Origin of the sequence: Campylobacter concisus ATCC 51562 (assembly GCF_000466745.1) — a bacterium.
In the GTDB taxonomy this organism is placed as follows: Bacteria; Campylobacterota; Campylobacteria; order Campylobacterales; family Campylobacteraceae; genus Campylobacter_A; species Campylobacter_A concisus_B.
The window spans coordinates 39638-62255 of record NZ_ANNI01000001.1 but is presented as its reverse complement, the minus strand read 5'-3'; the positions used below and the strand labels follow the sequence as shown (position 1 = coordinate 62255).

Here is a 22618-nt window from a genome sequence, read left to right as displayed (position 1 = left end):
TTGTCTAGTTTTTTCAATAGTAGAACCAATTATATTAACTTCGTTGTGCGTTGCATTTGCTCTGGCTCCACTAGTAAAATTTATCCATTTTGCTTATTTTGTTTCTAAAAAATTTTTATTAGAAATTTTAACCTTAAGATCAATCTTTCAAAAACGAACTTTTACTAATTTTCATCTATAATCACCCCATGAAAAACGAAGCACAAAAATTTTATGCCGTCATTGACCTAAAGTCCTTTTATGCCTCAGTTGAGTGTGTAGAGCGAGGGCTTGATCCGTTTAAAACCGATCTGGTCGTGGCTGACGATAGTCGTGGCAACGGAAGTGTTTGCCTAGCCGTTAGCCCAGCTCTTAGAGCCAAAGGTGTGAAAAATAGATGCAGGCTTTTTGAAATACCAAAGGCTATAAAATTTATCATTGCGCCACCCAGAATGCAGTTTTACATCGACTATGCGGCTAAAATTTATGAGATATATCTAAAATACGTCTCAAAAGATGATATCTATGTCTATTCTATCGATGAGGCCTTTATCGATCTTACTTCTTATGTTAAATTTTATAATACCGATGCAAAATCCATAGCCAAAAAGATAATGGATGAAATTTTAAAAACTACTGGCGTGACGGCCACCTGTGGCATGGGCACAAATTTATACCTCGCAAAAATCGCCCTTGATATCTTGGCTAAGCACAGTGATGATGGGATTGCATTTTTAGACGAGCAGCTTTATAAAGAACGTCTTTGGACGCATCAACCCTTGGATGACTTTTGGCGTATCGGTAAGCAAACTAGGCTAAAGCTGGAAAAACATGGAATTTTTTGCATGAAAGATATAGCAAATGCTCCGCGAAGCCTACTTGAGAATTTTTTTGGAGTTGATGCTTATATAACGATAGACCATGCAAATGGCATAGAGCCAACGACAATAGCTGATATAAAAGCATATAAACCAAGCACAAAATCCTACTTTAGCTCTGAAATTTTACCAAGAGACTACGAACGTTGTGAGGCGGTAGTCGTACTAAAAGAAATGGCTGACAGGCTCGCTCTTAGGCTCATAAACAAAGAGCTCAAGGCGAGTGGGCTTACGATAAGTATCAAATTTTCAGACAAGTTTGAGCCGCTGCAACGTGCAAGTGTTCGGTTTAAGACACCAACAAATGTCTCAAGCGTGCTGATGAGCGCGGCTGAGGAGCTGCTTTTAAACAAGATAAAAAATGTTGGGATGATTAGGCAAATTAGCATCAGTGCAAATGACGTAGTAAAAGAAAGACTCGCTCACTCTAGTCTTTTTGAGGATAACACTAAAGAAAAGGCGGTTTTAAAATCCCTAAATCTCATAAAAGAAAAATTTGGTAAAAACTCGGTTTTAAGAGCGATCGATCTACTACCAGAAGCCACTGGGCAAGATAGAAATAAAAAGATCGGAGGGCACAAAAGTGGCGAGTAAAGATAGAGCAAAAATTTTTAGCTCGTTTAATCCTCTCTCAACCTTAGAGCGAGCCCTGCGGTCAAGAGAGCGAGAAAAATGCGAAAAACTTGAACTTGATGAAAGCATGATGGATGAAATTTTAAAAAAGATAAGCAAGCTAAAGCCGGCTGATGAAGTATATGTGAGCTATCATGACGGCTACACCTATACAAGTGCTAGCGGACTAATCTCTGACGTAAATTTCAAAAATAAAACTCTTATGGTTGTAAAAACTAGGATTAAATTTGAAGATATAAATGACCTAAAAATAATTTAGCCCCCATGCGAGGGCTAAATTTATATAAATTCTACAAAGATTGTAAAATTTTTGGTTTAGAAAAGGCAGTTATTGGTTTGATCTCGCCTTTATATTTTTCAAGATCCGCTAGTATCGTATGTCCGCAGTTGCTTTGAGCGATACTAGATGTGCCTTTGTCGCGTGTTAAGACATTGATGCAGCCGTGCTTACAAAGGCTTCTTTCGCCAAGCACTTCAGGGTCGTACCATGCACCTTCGCAAATAGCGATGACACGCTCTGGGATGATGTCAGTAACAAGCGCTCCTACCAAAATTTCACCCCTGTCATTAAAGACTCTCACTACATCACCAGTTGCGATACCTTTTTTCTTAGCGTCGTTTGTATTTATTAACATCGGCTCTCTTGCGCTCACTTCAGCGTAGTTTCTGATTATTGAGTTATTTAGCTGAGAGTGGAGGCGATATCTTGAGTGTGGGGTTGTGATGCTAAATGGATATTTTTTAGCTTTTTCACTACCAAGCCACTCAAACGGCTCGATCCAAGCAAAGTGTGGGGCAAAGTCTTTGTAGCCAAATTTAGCGATAGTTGGAGAGTATATCTCTATCTTGCCTGATGGCGTACCAAGGCGATTTTTGTGCGGATTTTCTCTAAATGCACTAAGTCTTGTGTAGTATTTTGTCTCTTCATTGTCTTTGTCAAATTTGACATAGCCCTCTTTCCAAAACTCATCAAAGCTTGGCATTTTAAGATCTAGTGCCTTAGCTTGCTCTACGGCATCTGCGTAAAATTCTTTTGCCCAGCCAAGCTCATCTTTACCCTCAGTAAAGACCTCTTCTCTACCCCAGCGTTTGCAAATTTGTGAGCATATCCAGTAGTCGCTTCTGCTTTCTCCCATTGGCTCAACTACTGGCTTATAAGCCACGATGTATTCGCTTGATGGGACACTTTGGTTGATGTCATTTCTCTCTACCTCAAGTGCCACTGGTAAGACGATGTCGCTTAGTTTAGCTGTGCTTGTCCAGTATGGCTCAGCGGTTATTACGGTGTCAAATTTACGCCACGCTTTAACGGTGTTATTTACGTCCTGGTGTCTTGTAAACATCGAACCAGAGGCCATATAAGCTACTCTCATATGTGGAAGTTTGATCTTAGAGCCATCATAATCTATCTCTTTGCCAGGATTTTGCAAAGCTTCGATTGATCTTGAAGATGGGATGGTTACGTTTTTAAATTTCTTCCATGGAGCGCCATCTACGTTTTCATATTTCTCGCTTATCCTAGTGCTGATACCTTTTAGAGCAGGTGCTATCTTATCGGTGCTACCGTTTCCGTAGTAGAGGTTAAACTCAAATCCAAGACCCTCTTTACCGATGTGGCCAAGCATCGCACTAAGTGTTACGATACCCCAAAAGCCCATCTCGCCGTGATCTTGTCTTTGAAGTGATCTGCCAGCGATGATAGTGCTTGGCTCTTTTGCAAGCGCTGTTGCAAATTTAGCTATATCTTCGGCTTTTACACCACAAATTTTACTAGCCCAGTTTATGTCTTTGACCACTTTGTCGGTTGTGCCAAGTAGGTAGTCTTTAAATTTATTAAAGCCAACTGTGTATTTTTTGATAAATTCTTCGTCATAAAGCTTGTTTTCATATAGATAGTGGCACATGCCAAGCATCATTGCTACGTCGGTATTTGGACGAACGATGATAGCTTCAGAGTCAAGATATCTTGTGGTGTCGTTTTTAAAGACGCAAACGCTATAAGTTTTTATGCCAGCATCTTTTATCTTTTTTATGCCAAGATAACCATCGTGTGTTGGTGGCTGCCATGAAATTTGACCAGTTACAAGCGGGTCAGTACCCCAAAATACGATGTTCTTAGCATTTTTAACCATAGCTTCCCATTTTGTAGGAGCGTCATAAACCGCACTATTTCCAAGGACGTGAGGCATGATGACAAGACCAGCGCCTGTTGAGTAGTCGCCGCTCTCTTCAACGTATCCGCCAAGCACTTTTAGCATCCTGTGGCCAACAGTCCTACCCCAGCTGATCTTACCGCTACCGCCCCACCAATAGCATTCGCCGTAGATGCTCTCAGGGCCATATTTGTCAAAATTTTCTTTTAAGGCTTTTGCAGCAAGGTCAAGTGCCGTATCCCAGCTAACACGCACAAATTCTTCCTTGCCACGAAGCTCGCTTTTTGCCGCGCCTTTTGCCTTTAGGTAGCTTTTTCTTACGTATGGATAGAGTACGCGACTTTCATTTTGGATGAGATCTGGCAAGCTGTTATTCATTGTATTTGGGAATTTATCACCATCAAATGGATCAACGGAGACGATTTGATTTGAGTTGGTATTTGCCCAAAATAGACCAAATCTATTTGCGCCAAAAGTTTTCTTTTGGTCAAAAATGGTTTTTGTCACACCTTCAATCTTGTTCGCTTGTGCCGCAGTGGCTGCAAGTGCAGAAAATTTTATAAAATCTCGTCTTTTCATATTTTCTCCCTTATGAAAATTTATTTTACTTTTTTGGCATTGTGTTGTAAGTATTTGAGCACTAAATTTAGGTCAGTTTCATCTAGTGCTACAAATTTCGCATCGACCATTCCAGCTAAATTTGCTGGCCACTGAGCCGCTGTAAAGCTATTTGGCTCATGAAGTCTATGACACGCAGAGCAGGTCTCTTCATAAATTTGTTGTGCTTTTACGTAAAGCTTTTTTGTATCACCACCAAGTGCGTCATTTGGCACTTCATAAACGCCCTCTGCTTGGTACCAAACCTCGCCGTAGTCATCTTCAAGATCTTTTACTTTTTTGAAATTTGCCTCACTCTCGTCATTAAAAGCTACAAAGATTTCTGGATCTTCTATACTTCTTTGAAGTTGGGCTAAATAGTTTGCCGAAACTACGCCATTAACCTTGATTTTGCTCGTTTTATCGCCTTTTTCGACGACTTCGACTGGTGTTAAAACCTCGATCTTTCCGATCATCTTGCCATCTAGCGTTATATTGGCATCTTTTGCGATGACATCTGCACTAAAAGCAAGACTACATGCTAAGACAGGGGCTAAAAATAGCATTTTCATGTTGCAATCCTTAAAAATAAAATTTAAAAAAATCTTATAATCTAATGGCTTAAAATTACATTGTTATATTTAGATTTATTTAAGAAAGTTAATATTTACTTTTATTTAAAATAAGATTTAGTAGAAAATTTATCAATGAGTTTTGTTGATTGTTTTGATAGCTAAAAGTATAAGTAAATTTTATAGCTTGCAAACTCTACAGAAATTTTACTTTTGAGTCTAGTAAAGTAAAAATTTAACTTTACTTCACTGGCTACTATAAAAAAGTGTAATAAAGCTTTTATAAACTTAAAAATATAAATTAGCAAACTTATTACAGAATTCAAAAATATGCTAAAAGTTACTACTCTAAATTGCTAGCTATGTTAAGACTTTATAGAGTTTTATCATTTTAAAATTTTTGTCAAAACGCCTTATTGTCAATTTAACAGCTTTGCTTATCGCCTAGCTCGCACGCTTTTTTTCGCATTTGCTTTGCCTTTTTCGCGTCTTTTTTTACTTGCTCATATCTGTTTTCGTTGAAATTTCCCTCATACAGCCACGCCGCCCTCTCGCAGCCGCCAAAAATAAATGCCGCGGCGAGAGCAAAGATAAATTTTAGTTTTTTCATAGATTTCCTTTAAATTTTCGCCGATTCTAACATAAACTAAGCATTTTTGTATTGATTACATTAAAAGCAAAAATAGAAAAGTAAGTATGGTATTTTAAAGCATAAATAGTTTTAAGATTGATAAATTTTAGATGAGAGAGAATGGCTCTATTTCGTCTTGAACAAAGCCAACTTAAATAAATAATGCAAAAAGATATAAGAATTTATTTAAATCTTTTTTTGCTGTTTTTAGAGTTTAATTATTAGCCCCTTTATAAAGGGGCTAAATGATAAAATTTGATTAGAGTTTTGCTTTTCTTTTGCGTTCTGTTGGATCTAAATAGCGCTTGCGAACGCGGATATTTATAGGCGTAACCTCGACTAGCTCGTCATCTTCTATCCACTCTAGCGCGCGCTCAAGGCTTAGCTTTCTAGGTGGCACAAGCTTGATCGCATCGTCGCTACCGCTTGCACGCACATTTGTTAGGTTTTTGCCCTTGATAGGATTTACATCAAGGTCGTTTGGACGGCTGTGCTCGCCGATGATCATGCCCACATAGACTTTTGCTTGCGGATCAAGGAAAAGCACACCACGATCTTGCAAGTTAAATAGCGAATAAGCAAGCGTTACTCCGTTTTCCATCGAAACTAAAGCACCATTTGTTCTGTGCTCCACTGTTCCACTAAGTGGTCTAAACTCCAAAAAGCTGTGGTTCATAACGCCCTCGCCTTTTGTATCAGTCAAAAACTGGCTTCTAAAGCCGATAAGCCCACGCGCTGGGATCTCAAACTCGATCCTTGTTTGGCCATCGCCTGTTGGGTTCATAGAGACCATTTCCGCTTTTCTTTTGCCAAGTTTTTCTATGACTGTGCCTGTCGTATCATCAGGCGCATCGATAACCAAAAGCTCGTATGGCTCGCATTTTACGCCGTTTATCTCTTTTACGATGACCTCAGGTCTGCCAAGTAAAAATTCATAGCCCTCGCGGCGCATATTTTCAGCCAAAATAGTAATCTGAAGCTCGCCACGACCACTTACTTTAAATTTGCCCTCGCCGATATTTTCGTATTTCATCGCGATATTTGTCTTCATCTCGTTTGCAAGGCGCTCATCGATCTTGTTTGATGTGACGTGTTTGCCTTCAGTGCCTGCTAGTGGGCCGTCATTTACAGAAAATACAACGCTAAGGGTTGGCTCTTCGATATGGAGTGGATCAAGCGGATGAGGGTTGTTTGGATCAACGACGCTATCGCCAACGTCAAGCGCATCAAAGCCAGCGATCGCTACGATGTCGCCAGTACCAGCTTCGTTAATATCGGTTCTTTCAAGACCCATAAAACCAATTAACTTTGAAATTCTACCAGTTGTCTTTGTGCCATCAGCCTTTGCAAGCATAACATTTTGGTTTTTAGATATTTTGCCATTAAAAATTCTTGCAATACCGATCTTGCCAACGTAGTTATCATAATCAAGAGTAAAAACTTGAAGCTGAAGTGGGTTTTCATCGCTACCACTTGGAGCTGGTACGTGAGCCAAGATAGTCTCAAAAAGTGGCTGCATATTTATATTTTCATCGCTTAGTTTTAGCTTTGCGTAGCCATTTTTAGCAGCGGCATAAACTACTGGGAATTCTAACTGCTCATCGTTTGCGTCAAGTGCTACAAAAAGGTCAAAAATTTCATTTATAACGCGGTCTGGATCGCCTGCAGGTTTATCTATCTTATTTACAACGACGATTGGGCGAAGTCCTAGTGAGAGCGCCTTTTTGACGACAAATTTAGTTTGTGGCATAACACCTTCTTGCGCATCAACAAGTAGCAAAACGCCATCAACCATCTTAAGAACGCGCTCTACCTCGCCACCAAAGTCGGCGTGGCCTGGGGTGTCAATGATGTTGATCTTTGTATCTTTGTAGCGAATAGCAGTATTTTTAGAAAGGATCGTGATGCCACGTTCTCTTTCGATGTCGTTGCTATCCATGACACGTTCGCCAACGCTTTGATGTTCGTTAAATGTTCCTGACTGCTTCAAAAGCTCATCAACCATTGTTGTTTTACCGTGGTCGACGTGTGCGATGACGGCTATATTTCGTATCTTTTCCAAAGTTTTCTCCGTTTATTAGTTTGCTATTTTCGCTTCATTAGTTTTAAAATAGGGGCAGATTATAGCCAAATTTTTATAAATTTTAAGCTGATATCAAGAAATTAATTTTTGGAATAGATTTTGCATGTTTCGCATTAAGTTTAAAAATTTGAAAGGTTTAAATGCAAGCTTATACAGCGAAAAACAACGTAGATTTGTTAGCTCCTGCGGCCACCAAAAAGTCTACAACTGCAAAGAAATCTCAAAACAACGGCGAGTTTTTGTCGATGGTTTTAGATGCAGCTGCGAGCAAGGCAAATAGCGGACAAAAGATAACTGAAAAAGATATCAAAGAGATAGTAAAAACGGTTGATACTCAAAAAGAGACGCTACAAAAAGCTCAAAGTGAAAATGCAGCAAAAATTTCAACCGCACTTGAAGAAAAATTGGACGAAAACACAAAAAACGAGCTTTATGAAAATGCAAATTTCATGCAGCTTTTGCAGGTTTTAGAAATTCTAAATGGAAATGAAAAAGTAAGCAAATTCCCAAATTTTAGCGACAAAATAGCAAATTTCTTAAGTGTGCCTGAAAACGTCGAAGAGCTTAGTAATGTTAAGAGCGTTAGTGACCTTATTGATCTTGCTAAGAAATTTGACCTTGGCCTTGAAAATATAGAAATTTCAAACGAAGATGTGCCAAAACTAAATGAGATGTTTAAAAATTTAGGTAAGCAAGAATTTTTCACACCAATAAAAACCGAAGACAAGCCTTTTTACCTAAAAGAGCTAAAAAACGAGGTCGAGCAAACTATCATAAAAAATGAACCAAAAGAGGTCGTAAAGCTCGATACTTTATTAAAAGAGGTAGTGACAAATCCAACTAATGAAGTTAAAAATTTAGTAAAAGAAGAGCCTAAAAAGCTAGATGATAGCGAAGTAAAACTTGACGATGAGTCATTAGATATAGAGCTAGAAAACGAGCCAAAAGCAAAGGTAAATTTACACGAGCAAAAGGCACAAAAAGCCCCAACTCTTGAGTCACTACTATTTCCAGAAAGAGAGCAGATGACCAAAAGTGAGCCAACCGAAGAGACCTTTGCAAGCGATAATAAATCAGAGCTAAATCAAATGGTAAAAGATATCGCAAATAGCGCTAAACACCAGCTTCAGACAAAGGCTGAGATAAAAGAGACGCTTAGCAACTTCTCTTCTACGCTAAAAGAGCAGGTGCAAAACTACAAAGCTCCGATCACTCGTTTTAACATCACGCTTAATCCACTAAATTTAGGCGAAGTTGAGATCACGATGGTAAATCGTGGCAACAACTTACATGTAAATTTTAACTCAACCACGGCTACGATGAATCTCTTTTTACAAAATCAAGCCGAGTTTAAAAATAGTCTTGTGAATATGGGATTTACCGAGCTTGAGATGAATTTCTCAGATCAAAATCAAAGACAAGATAAAAAAGAACAAGCAAAAAACAAATACAGCTCAAATCAAAGCGATGAGAGCGAAAACACTCAAGCGGAACAAAGCTTGCTTGAGCTAGTAATACCAAGATATATTTAGGAGAGATCATGGCTTCAGTTTCAGATATAACTACACAAACAACTCAACAAAAAAACGCTGAGAAAAAGGCAAAAGCAAAGCAAGATGCGGCAGCTGGCACAGGAACTAACCCAAATGCGCAGCTAGATAAAGATGCATTTATGAAGCTACTTTTAACAGAGCTTCAGTATCAAGACCCAACAAGTCCTATGGATACTGAAAAGATGCTCACACAAACTAGCCAGCTAGCATCGCTAGAGATGCAACAAAATACAAACTCAGCTATGAAAGAGCTTGTAAATCAATTAAAATCAAATGCAAATGCCTACGCCATATCAGCTCTTGGCAAAATGGTCTCAACTGGTTCAAACTCAGTTTTACTAACAGATGAGCAAAAAACTGTAAATTTTGCACTTTATTTTAAATCAGATCTTGCAAATGGCAAGCTTGAAATTAAAAATGCAAATGGAGAGGTCGTTCGTTCAATTGATATAAAAGATCTAAAATCAGGAGTTCGCAGAATATCTTGGGATGGTAAAGATGATTCTGGAAAACAATTACCAAACGGCGCATATACAGTTTCTGTTAATTACACTGGAAAAGATGGTAATTCATACAAGACTCAAGTAGGTAGCTATCCAGTCGAGGCAGTAAAATTTGTAGACGGCAAAGCCATGATAAAAATCGCAGGCGAATATGTCCCAATGGATAAAATATCTGAATTTTACGAAGGATAAAAGCCATGATGAGAGGTTTTTACAACGGAATTAGTGGCATTAAAACACAAAGCTTTGGCATGGATGTTTGGGCAAATAATATCTCAAATATCAACAACGTAGGTTTTAAAGCTTCAATCCCTGAGTTTAAAAATTTAATCAATCAACATATGGCTTCTGCTGGAAGTGGTCCAACTAACAATCAAGTAGGTCTTGGAGCTACAAAACAAACGACAGCTTTAAAGATGACAAATGGTAGTTTTCAAAATACTGATAATAACTTCGACCTAGCTATAGGCGGTAAAGGCTTTTTTGGTGTCGTTGATAAAAATGGTAGAAACTACTACACAAGAACAGGTAGCTTCGATATAGATGGGGCTGGAAATTTAGTAGATAATAAAGGCAACTTGCTTCTTGGTACGTTAACAAGTTTTACTCCAGTCACTCCAAGTGCTAATGCTCTTAGAAAATATGGTCAAACAAAAGGTACCACGCAGGCATTTACTGCAAAAGAAGAGGATCTAAAACTAGGCGATACTGGCTCACAAAAAGGTATAAATTTACCTCATTTTTTATATATGCCAGCCAAGCAAACAAAAAATATAAATTTAAAAGGCAACCTAGACTCAAGCCTTATAACAGATAAACGAACAACAGCCATTGATGCGACAAATTTTAATTATACACTCGATAATACAAACAAAACTATCTCACTAAATGGACAAATTCCGCTAAGTCAGACAAGGTTTGGTGCAAAAGCAGGCGATAGCGTAGTGGTAAAAGTAAAAGACGGCGATGGTAAATTTAGTGAGTTTTCAACCACGCTAGAGAGCGATGGCAGCTGGCATATAAACAATAAAAGCCTAAAATTTATGAATTTTGCTAGCTTAGATGTAAAAGCTGAAGTTACTTCACTAGTTGAAGTAGCTAATAAAGAAAAACTAAGCTCAGAGATATATAACAGTGATGGTACAAAGAGCTTAGTAACTATAAATTTTACAAAGCAAATCCCTCAAGGTGGCAATCAAACTACCTGGAATACAACAGCTACGATAACTGATGCTAATGGTGTTGTACAAAATACAGCTATGGGAACACTTACTTTTGATGGTAGCGGTAGGCTTGTTACAAATACATTAACAAGCGTTGGAAACGTAGCTTTAAATTTTCTTGGCGATGGAGATGCAAATGTTTATAATGGCATAACAAGCTCGGCCAATTCAAAAAAAGACTTTGTCATAAAAGCAGATGGCTACGCCGAAGGAAATCTCACAAAATATAGCGTTGATGATCGTGGAAATATCATGGCAAATTTTGACAATTCTCGCTCATTTATAGTTGCAAAAATAGCTCTATTTCACTTCCAAAATGAGCAAGGCGTATCAAAAGTAGGTGATAATCTCTATGAAGCAACTCCAAATTCAGGTGAAGCATTTTTTTATAAAAATAAAGCTGGTGAGACTATTTATGGCTCACAAATTCTTGCAAATAAACTTGAAATGAGTAATGTCGATCTTGGTCAAGCGCTAAGTGAGGTTATAGTCACACAAAAGGCTTATGAGGCTAGTGCAAAAAGTATCACAACAAGTGATGAGATGATCCAGACTGCTATTCAAATGAAGAAATAATTTTTATGCTAGTTGATGATTAAAAATTTAAAATGAATGATAGTTTTAAGAATAGAGTTTAACTTCGTTTATTAAAAACTCATAAACCCTTTGCTGAACTAAAATTTCTTCCTCACAGCCACTCATCAAGCGACGAAGATGTGAAAAATCTATCTTTTTGGCATATCTTTTGTGATCTTTTAGGTCTTTATCAATACTTAAAAGTAGTGCATCAAGTGTGATCCTATCGTTTCTTTTAACTCTTGTTACATACTCTTTAACAGTTTGGATCAAAAAGTCTTTTCTGGTTTGGTCATTTTCATAAATTTCATTTGTAATGTCATTTAAAACAAAAAAATCATCTTCGTCTGGGTCAAATTTAGCAGAGATCATTGCGGCAAAAATTTTGGCACGAAATTCTAAAGATTTGTGATGATAGATAAAAAAATCTCTAAAAGCTGATAAAAAACGAAGTTTAAACTTTCCAGACATTACTCTACTTTTTATGAAATTTGGGCTGATTATATACTTTTAAAGCTAAATTTTTAAAAATGTAACTATAAAACAAAATTTAAGTATAGTTTCTGTATGATTGCGAAGCTCCTTCTTAGACCTGTGCAATGCTTTTTATGAGCACCGCTTCAGGGTGGGAACACAGCAGAGCACTTGTATTAAGTGTGTGCCGCAGTTATCTGAGAGGGGGTCTTTCTAAACCAAAATGCTCATTAAAATCATCACAAATTTCTAAAAAATCCACTCCGTCGATCTTAGGTTTTTCGCTAAAAAATTTATACATATTATTAAAGCCGTCAGTTAGCTCTTTTGATTTGACACCGTAGCTTATAGAAATTCCAGCTTCTATGTAGGCTGAGAGCTTGTCGCAGTATTTTAGTGCTTTACCATCGATTGGGTTAAATTTATCCTCATTTACGTTTTCCATCGTCCCTTCGTGGCATATGATCTTGCGCTCGTAAGTCCTATTTTCAAACTCATCTTTTATAAATTTCTCGCCATCTTTTCTGATGCCAAGGATATAGCTAAACTCATCTTTGATCTTTTCTGGCACAAATGGCAAAATCCTCTCATCAATAAGCCTCATCTCATACTCACTAATGATCTCATTTAGCCCCTTTACGCCGTATTTCACAGGGCTTATGATATCCCTTGTGAGACTCTCTGGTAGGTCGTGAAATAGCGCACAAAAGAAGTTATTTTCTAGACGTTTTTTACAAGCTTTTGCTTTGAGTGAATAAAAATAGCTAAGTATCGCAACAACTAGCATATGTCCTAAGACCGCAGTTTCAGGGATGCGAGGCGTTTGTGCCCAGCGCTTTTGAAACCTTAGCCTGCCACTTAGATCTACAAGGCGGGCTAATTTTTGATTCATAGCGATCTTTCTAACGCCAATTAGCTCGTAATAATCCTCCATCTCCTCTTCAACCTTAGCTTTAAGCTCTTCTATATCACTTAAAAATTGGCTCGTTTGATAGACGATAGAAAATTCCCACCTAGTGGCAAGATAGCTAGCTGCTTTTAGGATGAGGCGTTCTTTTTCATGCTTTTTATCACTTTTAAAATAACTTTTAAATCTCTCTAAAAACTCGCCATTTTCAATATCTGAAATAAGGCTATCAAGATTACTTAAAACCCAGCTATTTATCTGCTCTTTTTTTGTCTTTTGTATATGATGAAAGACATCTGGACGTATGTCAGTGACCACGACCCTACTTAAAAACTCAAAAATTCCAGCCTCAATGATATAGTTCATATCGGCATCTTGTTCTTGTTTTGCTATGAAATAAGCGATGATAAATTTATGAGCCTGCTTATCAAGCTCGACTAAATTTGTCATCTTTGGATAGTCGTTCCAACGTGATATAGATGCTGCTTTAAAGATATGTTCTATAAGCTTAGCACTTATCATTATTTATCCTTTTTGACTACTTTTGGCTTCTTATCATCGGCATAGCTTATCTTTCTAAAGCCCTCTTTGTTTGAGCTTCTTCTTGGCTTATCATCTTTTTTAAATTTATCATCTCTGCTGCCTCTATTGCCACGATCACTAGTACTTCGTCTCTCACGTGGCTTATCGCTAAAGCTTCTCTCCCTACTTTTTGGAGCAAATTCTTTCTCTTCAACTGGCTTTTTTACAACTAGATCGGAGCTGATCTCAATAACCGTATGAACATTTCCACGTGGGTTAAAGTCGCCCACTATCTTCATAAATTTTGGCTCAAGTTTTTTCTCTAAAACAGAGTAAATTTCATTTATACTATCTTCATGGCTGATGTTGCGGCTCATAAAGCTATTTATATAAAGCTTTATCGCTTTTAGCTCGACAACTAGCTTGTTTGGGATGTATTCAAGATATATCGTCGCAAAGTCAGGATAACCAGAGCGAGGGCAAAGGCAGCAAAACTCAGGCAGAGTGATCTTTATGACATAGTCCCTTATTTGCTTATTTTCCCAGACCTCAAGGTCACTCTCTACGTCAAATTCTTTCAAAATTTTCTCGCCATACTTCATCTCTTCGCTCATTTTTTATCCTTTTTCTTTTAAATATCCAAGTGTTTAACGTCTTTTGCGTGGTCTTGGATGTAATTTCTTCTTGGCTCGACCTCATCGCCCATAAAGAGATTAAACGTATCAGAAGCGCTTATAGCGTCATTTATATCGATCTTTAAAAGTCTTCTGTTCTCAGGGTTCATCGTAGTCTCCCAAAGCTGCTCAGGGTTCATCTCACCAAGACCTTTGTAGCGCTGGATATATGCACCTTTCTTCGCATTTTTCTCTACTTCATCAAGCACGTCTATAACGTCACTATGCAAGTCTAGGCCGCGCTCTTTTATCTTTTGGCTGATGTAAAGTGCCTCTTCATAAAGTGGATTTGTGAATAAATTTTCATTTACTACAAGCTCTTCTAAGCCGCTTTCAGTTTGGACATAAATTCTAACCTCATCTTCGCTAACGTAGTGGTTTAAGATGTTGTGACCCTCAGCTTTTAAGAAATCCTTTAAAATTTCAAAAATTTCATTGTAGCTTTTTGAAACGATGTCTGGATTTTCTATCATATAGCGGATCGCTGAAAGGACGTTAAAGCGTTTTTCAAGCTCTTTTAAGACGCTTCTATAAGCTGCAACGATCTTTAAGAAATCAATCAAATCAGCACTGCCTATACCCTCTATATCAACACCTTCTATGCCAGTTTCGATAAGAAATTCGTTTAGCGCCTTTTCATCTTTTAGATAAATTTCTTTCTTACCTTTTTTATAGCGGTAAAGTGGTGGCTGAGCTAGGTAGATGTGGCCATTTTCTACAACTTTATTTAAAAATCTAAAGAAGAAAGTTAAAAGCAGCGTCTGGATGTGGCTACCATCAACATCGGCATCGGTCATGATGATGATCTTATGATATCTAAGCTTCTCAGCGTCGAATTCATCTCCGATACCGCAGCCTAACGCTGTTATCATATTTTTTATCTCATCAGATTTTAAAATTTTATCCAGTCTTGCCTTTTCAACGTTTAGAATTTTACCCTTAAGCGGCAATATCGCTTGAAAAACTCTATCACGTCCCTGCTTTGCAGAACCACCCGCAGAGTCACCCTCCACTAGGTATAGCTCACTTATGACTGGATCTTTACTCTGACAATCAGCTAGTTTGCCAGGGAGTGTGCCTACGCTCATGCTCTCTTTTTTACGAGTTAGATCCCTAGCTTTTTTAGCCGCTTCTCTACCACGAGCTGCCATTAGAGCTTTATCCATTATCGCTCTTGCTTCGATAGGATTTTCTTCAAAATACTTTGTAAGCACGTCAAAAACCATCTTTTGAACGATAGGTTTTACGTAGCTTGATCCTAGTTTACCCTTTGTTTGTCCCTCAAACTGCGGCTCTGGCACTTTTACGCTCACAACTGCAATAAGTCCCTCGCGGATATCTTCGCCAGTTATCTTTGTATCTTTTTCACGTGCAGCAGCGTTTGCTTGAACGTAGTTTGTGATAACTCTTGTAAGGCCCGCTCTAAATCCAGCTTCGTGCGTACCGCCATCTGGAGTTTTGATATTATTTACAAAGCTTAGTAAATTTTCACTGTAAGTGTCGTTGTAAAGCAAGGCAAAATCAACCATAACGTCATCTTCGCCACCGCTAAATGATACTGCTTTACTGACAGCATTTGCCTTGTTCATATCAGTTACAAAGCTCTCAAGTCCGCCCTCAAAATGAAAGCTCTCGCTCCTGCCATTTCTTTGATCTTTAAAATTTATAGTTATCTTTGGGTTTAGATATGCTAGCTCGCGAAATCTTTTTACTAAAATTTCATCATCAAATTCAGTCACTTCAAATATGCTATCATCTGGCCAAAACTCAACTTGAGTGCCTGTGCGATTTGTAGTTTTTATAACTTCAAGATCGCTTTGAGGGATGCCTTTTGCAAATTCTTGTCTGTGAAGTTTGCCATCACGTTTGATATTTACGACTAGCTTTTTAGAAAGGGCATTTACGACAGATACACCAACGCCGTGAAGACCGCCAGAGACTTTATAAGTATCCTTGTCAAATTTACCACCAGCGTGAAGCACAGTTAGAACAACAGTCGCAGCTGAAATTTTTTCAGTTGGGTGCATATCCACTGGGATACCACGGCCATTATCACTAATGATCGCTGAGCCCTCACGTGTAAGCTCAACATCGATCGTATCACAATATCCTGCCATTGCTTCGTCGATAGAGTTATCAACTACTTCATAGATCATATGGTGAAGACCGCTTATATTAGTATCGCCTATATACATGCCCGGGCGCTTCCTGACCGCCTCAAGCCCTTTTAGTACTTTGATATTTTCTGCGCCGTAATTATTTTCCATAATCTTGCCTTATCTTATAAATTTATCGGCATTATTACTGTTGTTAATTCTTTTGAATTTACAACAAATGCTAGTGAGCTTTCATTAAATCCAAGCTCAAAATTTTCATCCTCGATGCTACTTAAAAAGTCAAGTAGATATCTATTTTTTATACCTATGAAAAATTCATCTCCAAGCTCTAAACCAGTTTGATAATCTATTGTAGTTTTTGCTTCAGAATTATCTTCTATAACACTTTCAAATGTTATATTATCTTTCGCAAAAGATATTTTCATTGTATCACTTAGCATTGAGATAGTTTTTATGCCCTCTATCATCTTATCTCTACTTAGTTGAAGTCTTTTTCTTACCTCTTTTGGTATTACACGCTCGTAATCTGGAAATTTGCCATTTATAAGTTTTGTGAAAAATTCAAAATTTTGGCTTTGAGCTATTAAGATATTTTCATCATAGTAAATTTCTATCTTGTCAAAAAATAGTTTTTGTATTTCATTGATAGCTTTTTTAGGGATTATAAGTGAAAATTCTTTTTCTGTTGGTGTTTGAAATCTAAACATACTAAGTCTTCTCGTATCAGTACCAACGATATTTATAAAGTCTTTTTTAATATCAAGAAAAGCTCCGTTTAGTTCAAATTTTGGGTTATTGCTATCAATACTTGGTAAAATTTTCTTTAAACTTCTTCCTAACATAACAGCATCAACATCAAATTTTGATTTGCCCTCAATCGTTGGAAACTCTGGGAAATCTTCAAATTTATACATTGGAAGTTTGTATTTTGAGTTTTTTTGTTTTATATAAAGATAGTTATTTACAGTTTCTAACATTACTTCTTCGTCTTTTAGACTTTTTATAATGTCAAGTAGTTTTTTACCATTTGCAGTTGCGTAACCTTCATCAACGATTTTTACATTACTTAGCTTATATGCTAGGCCTATTTCATGATCAGTTGCTTTTATGTTTAAAACACCATCTTTTGCTGAGATATAAATGTGAGAAGTTATAGCACTAAGATCTCTTTTTTCAAGATATGGATTTGTATTTGTTACTATGCTTTCAAGCATATTTTTGTTTATTAAAACTTTCATTAAAAACTTCCTTCTATTTTTAAATTTAATTTTTTTGTTTTAGTAGGTGATGTTAAAAAGTGAAAAGTACTTTTAAACATCGAAATACAGCTATTTGAAATGTGAAAAATTATATTTTCCTTTTCACATTTATTCACAAATTTCATATTGTATTTTATCCTTTTGTCAAAATTTTGTTTTTTAATTCAGTAACTTTTAGACTAAAAATTTCATTAGTTTGTATTAGCTCATTTATCTTTTTAATATTATGACTAACGGCACTGTGATCCTTCATACCAAAATAGTTTGCGATTTGTGGCATTGAGTTTGTTGTAAGCATCTTTGCAAGATATATGATGATTCGTCTTGCTTCTACGATATTTGTAACTCTTGATTTGCTTTTTATATCACTTTGTTTTATATTTAGCTCTTTACTAACTATTTCAACGATAGTATCGAAATTTATATTTTCACGTTTTTCTTTGATTAGATCTTTTAATATACTTTTTGCAAGATCGAGTGTGATCTCTTCTTTCATAAGAGTTTTAAATACGTTTAAATTTATGATAGCTCCCTCTATCTCACGGATATTATCTCCCATGTTTGTAGCTATGTAGTTTATAACCTCTTTATTTAGATCGATTTTATCAAACTCACATTTTTTGATGATTATGGCTATCTTTGTATCAAGTTCAGGTGGCGTAATATCAGCCATAAAAGCCTTATCAAATCTTGAAATCATCCTATCTTCAAAGCCTTTTAGTGTCTTTGGAGGTCGATCTGAAGTCATAACTATTTGACCATTTTTTGCTAAAAGTTCATTATATGTGTTGAAAAATTCCTCTTGGATTTTATCAGTTTTACCAAGAAACTGCACATCGTCTATTAGTAAAACATCGCAGTTTCTATATTTCTCACGAAATTTTGGCATTGAGTGGTTATTTATGTGACTGGTAAAATCTATCATAAATTGTTCGCTAGTTACGCAAATAACGGTTTTTCCTTTATTTAGGCAGTGATTTCCGACTGACTGGAGTAAGTGAGTCTTGCCAAGTCCCGTCGTGCCGTAGATAAAAAGTGGATTATAAAGTACGCCAGGTTTTTCAGCGGCTGCTTTTGCGCTTAAAAATGCGTATTGATTTGACGCTCCACAGACAAAATTTTCAAATGTGTAGCTTGGATTTAAAATGCTACTTTGTGTTTTTATTTGCTTAACATTTATTTGATTTTGTTTTGATATCTTGCTACTTTTAGTAGATGAAATTTCTATATTTGGTTTTATGCCTGTTCTAACTTCATATAGATGAGCGATTTTATCAGCATATCTTGTATTTATAAATTTAGCCATTAACTCATTTGGTGCAGTAAATACGATAATATGATCGTCTGAAGCCTTTTCGTTAAATTTTAATTGTTTGATATAACTTTGGTATTCTTCAGGTGAAATTTGTGTTGAAAGATTTTCTAAAATTTCGTCTGCTATCAAATTTTTATGCCTTAAATTTCGAGAATTTTTATAGTGATACTATCTTAATTTTAATAAAACCTTTGTTAAACTCTGACAAACTTTTTCACATCGTGAAAAAGTCGTGAAAAAGTATTGAAAAGATAGTGATGAAAATTTTAGGAATCGACCCAGGTACGAAGAATTGTGGTTATGCAATACTTGAAAAAAATAAATTGAAAACTACTCTTCTTGAAGCAGGACTCATAAAAATAAAACCAAACACACTTCAATATCAGATTACCGAGCTTTGCGAGGGGCTTGATCTCATCTTTAAAAATCATAAATTCGACGAGGTCGCGATCGAAGATATATTTTTTGCCTACAACCCAAAAACGGTTTTAAAACTCGCTCAGTTTCGCGGAGCACTTAGCCTTAAAATTTTACAGCTTCATGGGGACTTTGCCGAATATACGCCACTTCAGGTGAAAAAAACGGTTACTGGCAAGGCAAAGGCTGACAAAGAGCAAGTGGCATTTATGGTTAAAAAAATTTTAGGCATAAATAAAGAGATAAAACCGCTTGATATCACCGATGCGATCGCGATCGCGCTAACTCACGCGAATAATTTAAGAATAAACTAAATTTAATAGGAAAAAGATGGTAATAGTAAAAGCATTATTAATTGGCGAGGTGAAAAATTATGGCTCGCAAAGTGCTACTAATAAGCTAAATACACCATGGAGTTCAGCTATATTTAAAGTAGCTCAAAATGATGAAATTTTTGCAAATGAACTTGGCTTTGAGGGTGATAGTGTCGCTGATACAAAGCACCATGGCGGCCCTGAAAAGGCAGTTTTTGCAAATTCATTTGCAAATTACGCCGATTGGGAGAGTTTTTTAGGATTAAAAAATATGGCTTATGGAGCTATGGGGGAGAATTTATGTGTTGATGGGCTTGATGAGAGCTGCGTATATGTGGGCGATATCCATAAGGTGGGCTCACTTGTGCTTCAAGTCTCGCAGCCTAGAAAACCATGCTTTAAGCTCTCAAGAAGATGGGGCAATGAAAATATGGCTACTCACATCTTTGAAACTGGTCTTACTGGCTGGTATTACCGCGTTATAACACCAGGATCGTGCAAAGTGGGCGACGTGATAGAAGTTATAGAAAAAGATCCAGTTCATATGAGCATTTTAGAGATAAATAGGCTCTTTTACGAACCAAATAAAAATTTAAATTTACTAGAGAAATTTAATTCTCTTACCACTCTTCCAAAAAGTTGGTATGGTGACATGGAAAGACGTGTTCAAGGTATTTATAGTACGGAATATATGAGAAATTTATAATAGTAAGTAAAAGTTTTGTTATTTTAATACTCACAAACATTCAGATATTACAAGGCTTATGTAAAATTTTTCATGAGCCTTTAAATTTTTAAACATTTTTTACGATAGAATTACCAAAAATTTAAAGGAGAAGATATGCCATTACTTGATAGTTTTTGTGTAGATCATGTGAAAATGCAAGCCCCAGGAGTAAGACTAGCAAAAAGTATGAAAACGCCAAAGGGCGATGATATCAGTGTTTTTGACTTGAGATTTTGCAAGCCAAATGAAGAAATTTTGCCAGAAAAAGGTACCCATACATTAGAGCATTTATTTGCTGGCTTTATGAGAAACCATCTAAACGGCAACGGCGTAGAGATCATTGACATCTCACCGATGGGCTGTAGAACTGGCTTTTATATGAGTGTCATTGGCACACCTAGCGAAGAAGCCGTAAAAAAGGCATGGTTAGCCTCTATGAAAGATATTTTAGAGGTCAAAGACCAAGATAAAATTCCAGAGCTAAATAAATTTCAATGCGGCACTTACAAGATGCACTCACTTGATGAAGCACATAACATAGCAAACAAAATTTTAGCCCAAGGCCTAGTAATCATAAACAATGAAGAGATCAAACTTGATCTTGATGCCATGGGACTAAAAAAGCATTAATTTGAAGACGACTAAGTTAGAAAATCAAGCCTATCTAGAAGAGCAAATTTTAACCTATCTTGGCAACAAACGCTCACTTTTAGGCTTTATAGAACAAGGCGTAAAGTATGCAAAAGACGAGCTAAAAAAAGAGAAGCTTAGCTGCTGCGACCTCTTTAGTGGAAGTGGCGTGGTGGCTAGGTTTTTAAAGCAAAATAGCGAATTTATAGTTGCAAACGACTTGGAGCTTTACAGCTTTATCACAAACTCATGCTACCTGCAAAACGCCACAAATGAAATAAAAAATGAGATAAATTTCTGGCAAAAAAAGCTTGAAAAAGAGATAGAAGATAACCTTTCTGAGGGCTTTATAACAAGACTTTATGCCCCACAAGATGATAAAAATATTACCGAGGGCGAGAGAGTTTTTTATACTAGAAAAAATGCCATATTCATTGACACCGCAAGAAGGCTCATAGATGAGCTAATGCCTGCTGAAATGAGGAAATTTTTCATAGCTCCACTACTTTATAATGCAAGTGTACATGCAAATACAAGTGGAATTTTTAAAGGTTTTCATAAAAATAAAGAGGGTATCGGTCAGTTTGGAGGACAGGGGCAAAATGCCATATCGAGGATCACTTCTGATATAAGTTTGACTAAGCCTATTTTTTCAAATTTTAACGTACCTTTTGAGGTCTATCAAAAGGACGCAAATTTGCTCGCAAAAGAGCTTGATGGGCTTGATCTAGTCTATCTTGATCCACCTTATAACCAGCACCCATACGGCTCAAACTATTTCATGCTAAATCTCATCGCAAGCTACGAGGAACCAAGTAAAATTTCAAAAGTTTCAGGCATTGCAAAGGACTGGAACAGATCAGTTTTTAATAAAAAATCATCAGCAAGCGAGGCTTTTTTTGAGCTCATATCAGATTTAAAGGCAAAATTTGTCCTCATCTCGTTTAACTCAGAGGGCTTTATCAATCAAGAGGAATTTGATCAAAATCTAAATAAAATGGGCAAAGTTCAACTATTGCGTCAAAAGTATAACGCCTACCGCGGTAGCAGAAATTTAAAAGCTAGAAACATCCACGTAGACGAGCTTCTTTACGTTCTAAAAAAGTAAATTTAGCTCTCGTTTCATTGCTTCTAAATCACAAACCACACTAACGTAAATGTTAGTTTTGCTCATCATCTGGCAAGCATTTTTCAAAGATAAATTTATGTTCTTCAGGTAAGACATCGTAGATAGCATTTGCTAAATTTCTTATCTCCCAAAGGGCTGATTTTGAGCTTCTTAGAGAGATGAAATTTTGCAAGCTTCTAGCGTTTATGCTCCATGTAAGCTCAGTTTTATAGCACTCTGGCAAGCAGTATTTGACGATGTCAAGGCTTTTTGTAGTTGAGGCTAAAATTTCACGCAAATTTTCAAGTGCTTTTATGCTTGCGTTATCGACTAACTCGTCATTTGTTAGCACGATAAATTTAGCTGCACGCTCAAACTGCCCTACTTCAAATTTTTCCTCTTTTTTTAGCTCTTTTAGTGTGTAGCGAGTTGATTTGACGCTTAGGCTTGCTAAGCGGTGACGAGCTAGCTCTTGAAGTAGTGCACGAGAGATACCTTGGATGTAGAAGTTATAGTATAGGTGCTCTAGCGTTGAAGCGTGTTTAAATTTATTGCCTACTCTATCTATTAGCTCAACATCTTTTTCGCCGCCGTTATCACCTTTTTCAAAGCTTTGCCAGCATGTGCGGATCGCGTGTGAGCAGATATTTAGTGGAGTGTGATTTAGTAGTGTTACTTGCATTTTTTCTCTTTTGTAAAATTTTTTAGCATTTTACAAAAAGAAGGCTGATTTTATTTGTAAATTTAAAGCATAAATTTCAAAGGGAGACAAA

At 36.8% G+C, this 22618-nt stretch carries 20 protein-coding genes and 1 other RNA gene; 10 read left to right on the top strand and 11 right to left on the bottom strand.

The genetic code is table 11. The annotated features are described in order from the left end of the window. Window positions 1-188 precede the first annotated feature (188 nt). Complete coding sequence (locus ATCC51562_RS00265; protein ID WP_021090206.1) at window positions 189-1451, top strand: hypothetical protein; 1263 nt, start codon at window positions 189-191, stop codon at window positions 1449-1451. Next, window positions 1441-1749 (top strand): YolD-like family protein, encoded by a 309-nt coding sequence (locus ATCC51562_RS00260; protein WP_021090288.1) that lies wholly within the window; start codon window positions 1441-1443, stop codon window positions 1747-1749. Before ATCC51562_RS00265 ends, ATCC51562_RS00260 begins: the two co-directional genes overlap by 11 nt. Window positions 1750-1780: 31 nt before the next feature. Here the strand turns inward: ATCC51562_RS00260 and ATCC51562_RS00255 are convergent, their stop codons facing one another. The 4 genes from ATCC51562_RS00255 to typA form a co-directional block, all read right to left on the bottom strand. After that, complete coding sequence (locus ATCC51562_RS00255; RefSeq protein ID WP_021090362.1) at window positions 1781-4222, bottom strand: molybdopterin-dependent oxidoreductase; 2442 nt, start codon at window positions 4220-4222, stop codon at window positions 1781-1783. 20 nt (window positions 4223-4242) lie between these two features. Further along, window positions 4243-4812: a cytochrome c-type protein TorY gene (locus ATCC51562_RS00250; protein ID WP_021090205.1), complete on the bottom strand. Its 570-nt coding sequence runs from the start codon at window positions 4810-4812 to the stop codon at window positions 4243-4245. A 424-nt stretch (window positions 4813-5236) separates the two neighbouring features. Then, the gene (locus tag ATCC51562_RS00245) at window positions 5237-5422 is read right to left on the bottom strand and encodes a hypothetical protein (RefSeq protein ID WP_021090211.1); all 186 of its coding nucleotides are present in this window, start codon (window positions 5420-5422) and stop codon (window positions 5237-5239) included. 280 nt (window positions 5423-5702) lie between these two features. Beyond that, on the bottom strand, window positions 5703-7505 hold the full coding sequence (gene typA, locus ATCC51562_RS00240; protein ID WP_021090305.1) for a translational GTPase TypA: 1803 nt from the start codon (window positions 7503-7505) through the stop codon (window positions 5703-5705). Window positions 7506-7666: 161 nt separating this feature from the next. On the opposite strand from typA, the gene ATCC51562_RS00235 reads away from it, so the two are divergent. Genes ATCC51562_RS00235 through ATCC51562_RS00225 form a run of 3 tightly spaced genes read left to right on the top strand, consistent with a single transcriptional unit; the run spans window position 7667 to window position 11381 of the window. Then, window positions 7667-9058 (top strand): flagellar hook-length control protein FliK, encoded by a 1392-nt coding sequence (locus ATCC51562_RS00235; protein WP_021090354.1) that lies wholly within the window; start codon window positions 7667-7669, stop codon window positions 9056-9058. 8 nt (window positions 9059-9066) lie between these two features. Continuing rightward, complete coding sequence (locus ATCC51562_RS00230) at window positions 9067-9774, top strand: flagellar basal body rod modification protein (protein WP_021090228.1); 708 nt, start codon at window positions 9067-9069, stop codon at window positions 9772-9774. An 8-nt stretch (window positions 9775-9782) separates the two neighbouring features. Next, window positions 9783-11381 (top strand): flagellar hook protein FlgE, encoded by a 1599-nt coding sequence (locus tag ATCC51562_RS00225; protein ID WP_051288431.1) that lies wholly within the window; start codon window positions 9783-9785, stop codon window positions 11379-11381. Window positions 11382-11426: 45 nt separating this feature from the next. On the opposite strand, the gene ATCC51562_RS00220 is transcribed toward ATCC51562_RS00225, so the two are convergent. Next, window positions 11427-11852, bottom strand: coding sequence for a hypothetical protein (locus ATCC51562_RS00220; RefSeq protein ID WP_021090327.1), 426 nt, complete (start codon window positions 11850-11852; stop codon window positions 11427-11429). Window positions 11853-11964: 112 nt separating this feature from the next. Here ATCC51562_RS00220 and ffs point away from each other — a divergent pair. Then, an RNA gene (ffs, locus tag ATCC51562_RS09480) (signal recognition particle sRNA small type) lies at window positions 11965-12062 on the top strand. Here ffs and ATCC51562_RS00215 read toward each other — a convergent pair. The 5 genes from ATCC51562_RS00215 to dnaA all read right to left on the bottom strand — a co-directional run bounded on the left by ATCC51562_RS00215 (window position 12049) and on the right by dnaA (window position 18778). After that, a complete protein-coding gene (locus ATCC51562_RS00215; RefSeq protein ID WP_021090287.1) occupies window positions 12049-13284 on the bottom strand; it encodes an HD domain-containing protein in 1236 nt (411 codons plus the stop codon). The genes ffs and ATCC51562_RS00215 overlap by 14 nt on opposite strands. Then, window positions 13284-13898, bottom strand: coding sequence for a preQ(1) synthase (gene queF, locus ATCC51562_RS00210; RefSeq protein ID WP_021090259.1), 615 nt, complete (start codon window positions 13896-13898; stop codon window positions 13284-13286). The genes ATCC51562_RS00215 and queF overlap by 1 nt, the downstream gene beginning before the upstream one ends. A gap of 17 nt (window positions 13899-13915) precedes the next feature. Continuing rightward, complete coding sequence (gene gyrB, locus ATCC51562_RS00205; protein ID WP_021090364.1) at window positions 13916-16225, bottom strand: DNA topoisomerase (ATP-hydrolyzing) subunit B; 2310 nt, start codon at window positions 16223-16225, stop codon at window positions 13916-13918. Window positions 16226-16239: 14 nt separating this feature from the next. Continuing rightward, on the bottom strand, window positions 16240-17313 hold the full coding sequence (gene dnaN / locus ATCC51562_RS00200) for a DNA polymerase III subunit beta (RefSeq protein WP_021090311.1): 1074 nt from the start codon (window positions 17311-17313) through the stop codon (window positions 16240-16242). A 154-nt stretch (window positions 17314-17467) separates the two neighbouring features. Next, window positions 17468-18778: a chromosomal replication initiator protein DnaA gene (dnaA, locus tag ATCC51562_RS00195; protein WP_021090297.1), complete on the bottom strand. Its 1311-nt coding sequence runs from the start codon at window positions 18776-18778 to the stop codon at window positions 17468-17470. Between the two features lie 122 nt (window positions 18779-18900). Here dnaA and ruvC point away from each other — a divergent pair, with 122 nt between their 5' ends. From ruvC to ATCC51562_RS00175, 4 genes are all read left to right on the top strand, one after another. Further along, window positions 18901-19380, top strand: a complete 480-nt coding sequence (gene ruvC, locus ATCC51562_RS00190) for a crossover junction endodeoxyribonuclease RuvC (protein ID WP_199906036.1) — start codon at window positions 18901-18903, stop codon at window positions 19378-19380. Between the two features lie 16 nt (window positions 19381-19396). Then, window positions 19397-20086, top strand: coding sequence for an MOSC domain-containing protein (locus ATCC51562_RS00185; protein ID WP_021090277.1), 690 nt, complete (start codon window positions 19397-19399; stop codon window positions 20084-20086). Between the two features lie 135 nt (window positions 20087-20221). Next, the gene (gene luxS / locus ATCC51562_RS00180) at window positions 20222-20737 is read left to right on the top strand and encodes an S-ribosylhomocysteine lyase (RefSeq protein WP_021090295.1); all 516 of its coding nucleotides are present in this window, start codon (window positions 20222-20224) and stop codon (window positions 20735-20737) included. A 1-nt stretch (window position 20738) separates the two neighbouring features. Beyond that, a complete protein-coding gene (locus tag ATCC51562_RS00175; protein WP_021090266.1) occupies window positions 20739-21845 on the top strand; it encodes a DNA adenine methylase in 1107 nt (368 codons plus the stop codon). Between the two features lie 52 nt (window positions 21846-21897). On the opposite strand, the gene thyX is transcribed toward ATCC51562_RS00175, so the two are convergent. Next, the gene (thyX, locus tag ATCC51562_RS00170) at window positions 21898-22527 is read right to left on the bottom strand and encodes an FAD-dependent thymidylate synthase (protein WP_021090313.1); all 630 of its coding nucleotides are present in this window, start codon (window positions 22525-22527) and stop codon (window positions 21898-21900) included. Between the last annotated feature and the right edge of the window lie 91 nt (window positions 22528-22618).

Excerpts from the sequence above, each read along its gene's own strand:
- ATCC51562_RS00235 (WP_021090354.1), top strand. The coding sequence starts at position 7,667 with ATGCAAGCTTATACAGCGAAAAACAACGTAGATTTGTTAGCTCCTGCG.
- ATCC51562_RS00225 (WP_051288431.1), top strand. The coding sequence starts at position 9,783 with ATGAGAGGTTTTTACAACGGAATTAGTGGCATTAAAACACAAAGCTTT.
- gyrB (WP_021090364.1), bottom strand. The coding sequence starts at position 16,225 with ATGGAAAATAATTACGGCGCAGAAAATATCAAAGTACTAAAAGGGCTT.
- ATCC51562_RS00255 (WP_021090362.1), bottom strand. The coding sequence starts at position 4,222 with ATGAAAAGACGAGATTTTATAAAATTTTCTGCACTTGCAGCCACTGCG.
- queF (WP_021090259.1), bottom strand. The coding sequence starts at position 13,898 with ATGAGCGAAGAGATGAAGTATGGCGAGAAAATTTTGAAAGAATTTGAC.
- ATCC51562_RS00230 (WP_021090228.1), top strand. The coding sequence starts at position 9,067 with ATGGCTTCAGTTTCAGATATAACTACACAAACAACTCAACAAAAAAAC.
- ATCC51562_RS00220 (WP_021090327.1), bottom strand. The coding sequence starts at position 11,852 with ATGTCTGGAAAGTTTAAACTTCGTTTTTTATCAGCTTTTAGAGATTTT.
- ATCC51562_RS00185 (WP_021090277.1), top strand. The coding sequence starts at position 19,397 with ATGGTAATAGTAAAAGCATTATTAATTGGCGAGGTGAAAAATTATGGC.
- thyX (WP_021090313.1), bottom strand. The coding sequence starts at position 22,527 with ATGCAAGTAACACTACTAAATCACACTCCACTAAATATCTGCTCACAC.
- ATCC51562_RS00265 (WP_021090206.1), top strand. The coding sequence starts at position 189 with ATGAAAAACGAAGCACAAAAATTTTATGCCGTCATTGACCTAAAGTCC.
- ATCC51562_RS00250 (WP_021090205.1), bottom strand. The coding sequence starts at position 4,812 with ATGAAAATGCTATTTTTAGCCCCTGTCTTAGCATGTAGTCTTGCTTTT.
- dnaN (WP_021090311.1), bottom strand. The coding sequence starts at position 17,313 with ATGAAAGTTTTAATAAACAAAAATATGCTTGAAAGCATAGTAACAAAT.
- ATCC51562_RS00245 (WP_021090211.1), bottom strand. The coding sequence starts at position 5,422 with ATGAAAAAACTAAAATTTATCTTTGCTCTCGCCGCGGCATTTATTTTT.
- ATCC51562_RS00215 (WP_021090287.1), bottom strand. The coding sequence starts at position 13,284 with ATGATAAGTGCTAAGCTTATAGAACATATCTTTAAAGCAGCATCTATA.
- luxS (WP_021090295.1), top strand. The coding sequence starts at position 20,222 with ATGCCATTACTTGATAGTTTTTGTGTAGATCATGTGAAAATGCAAGCC.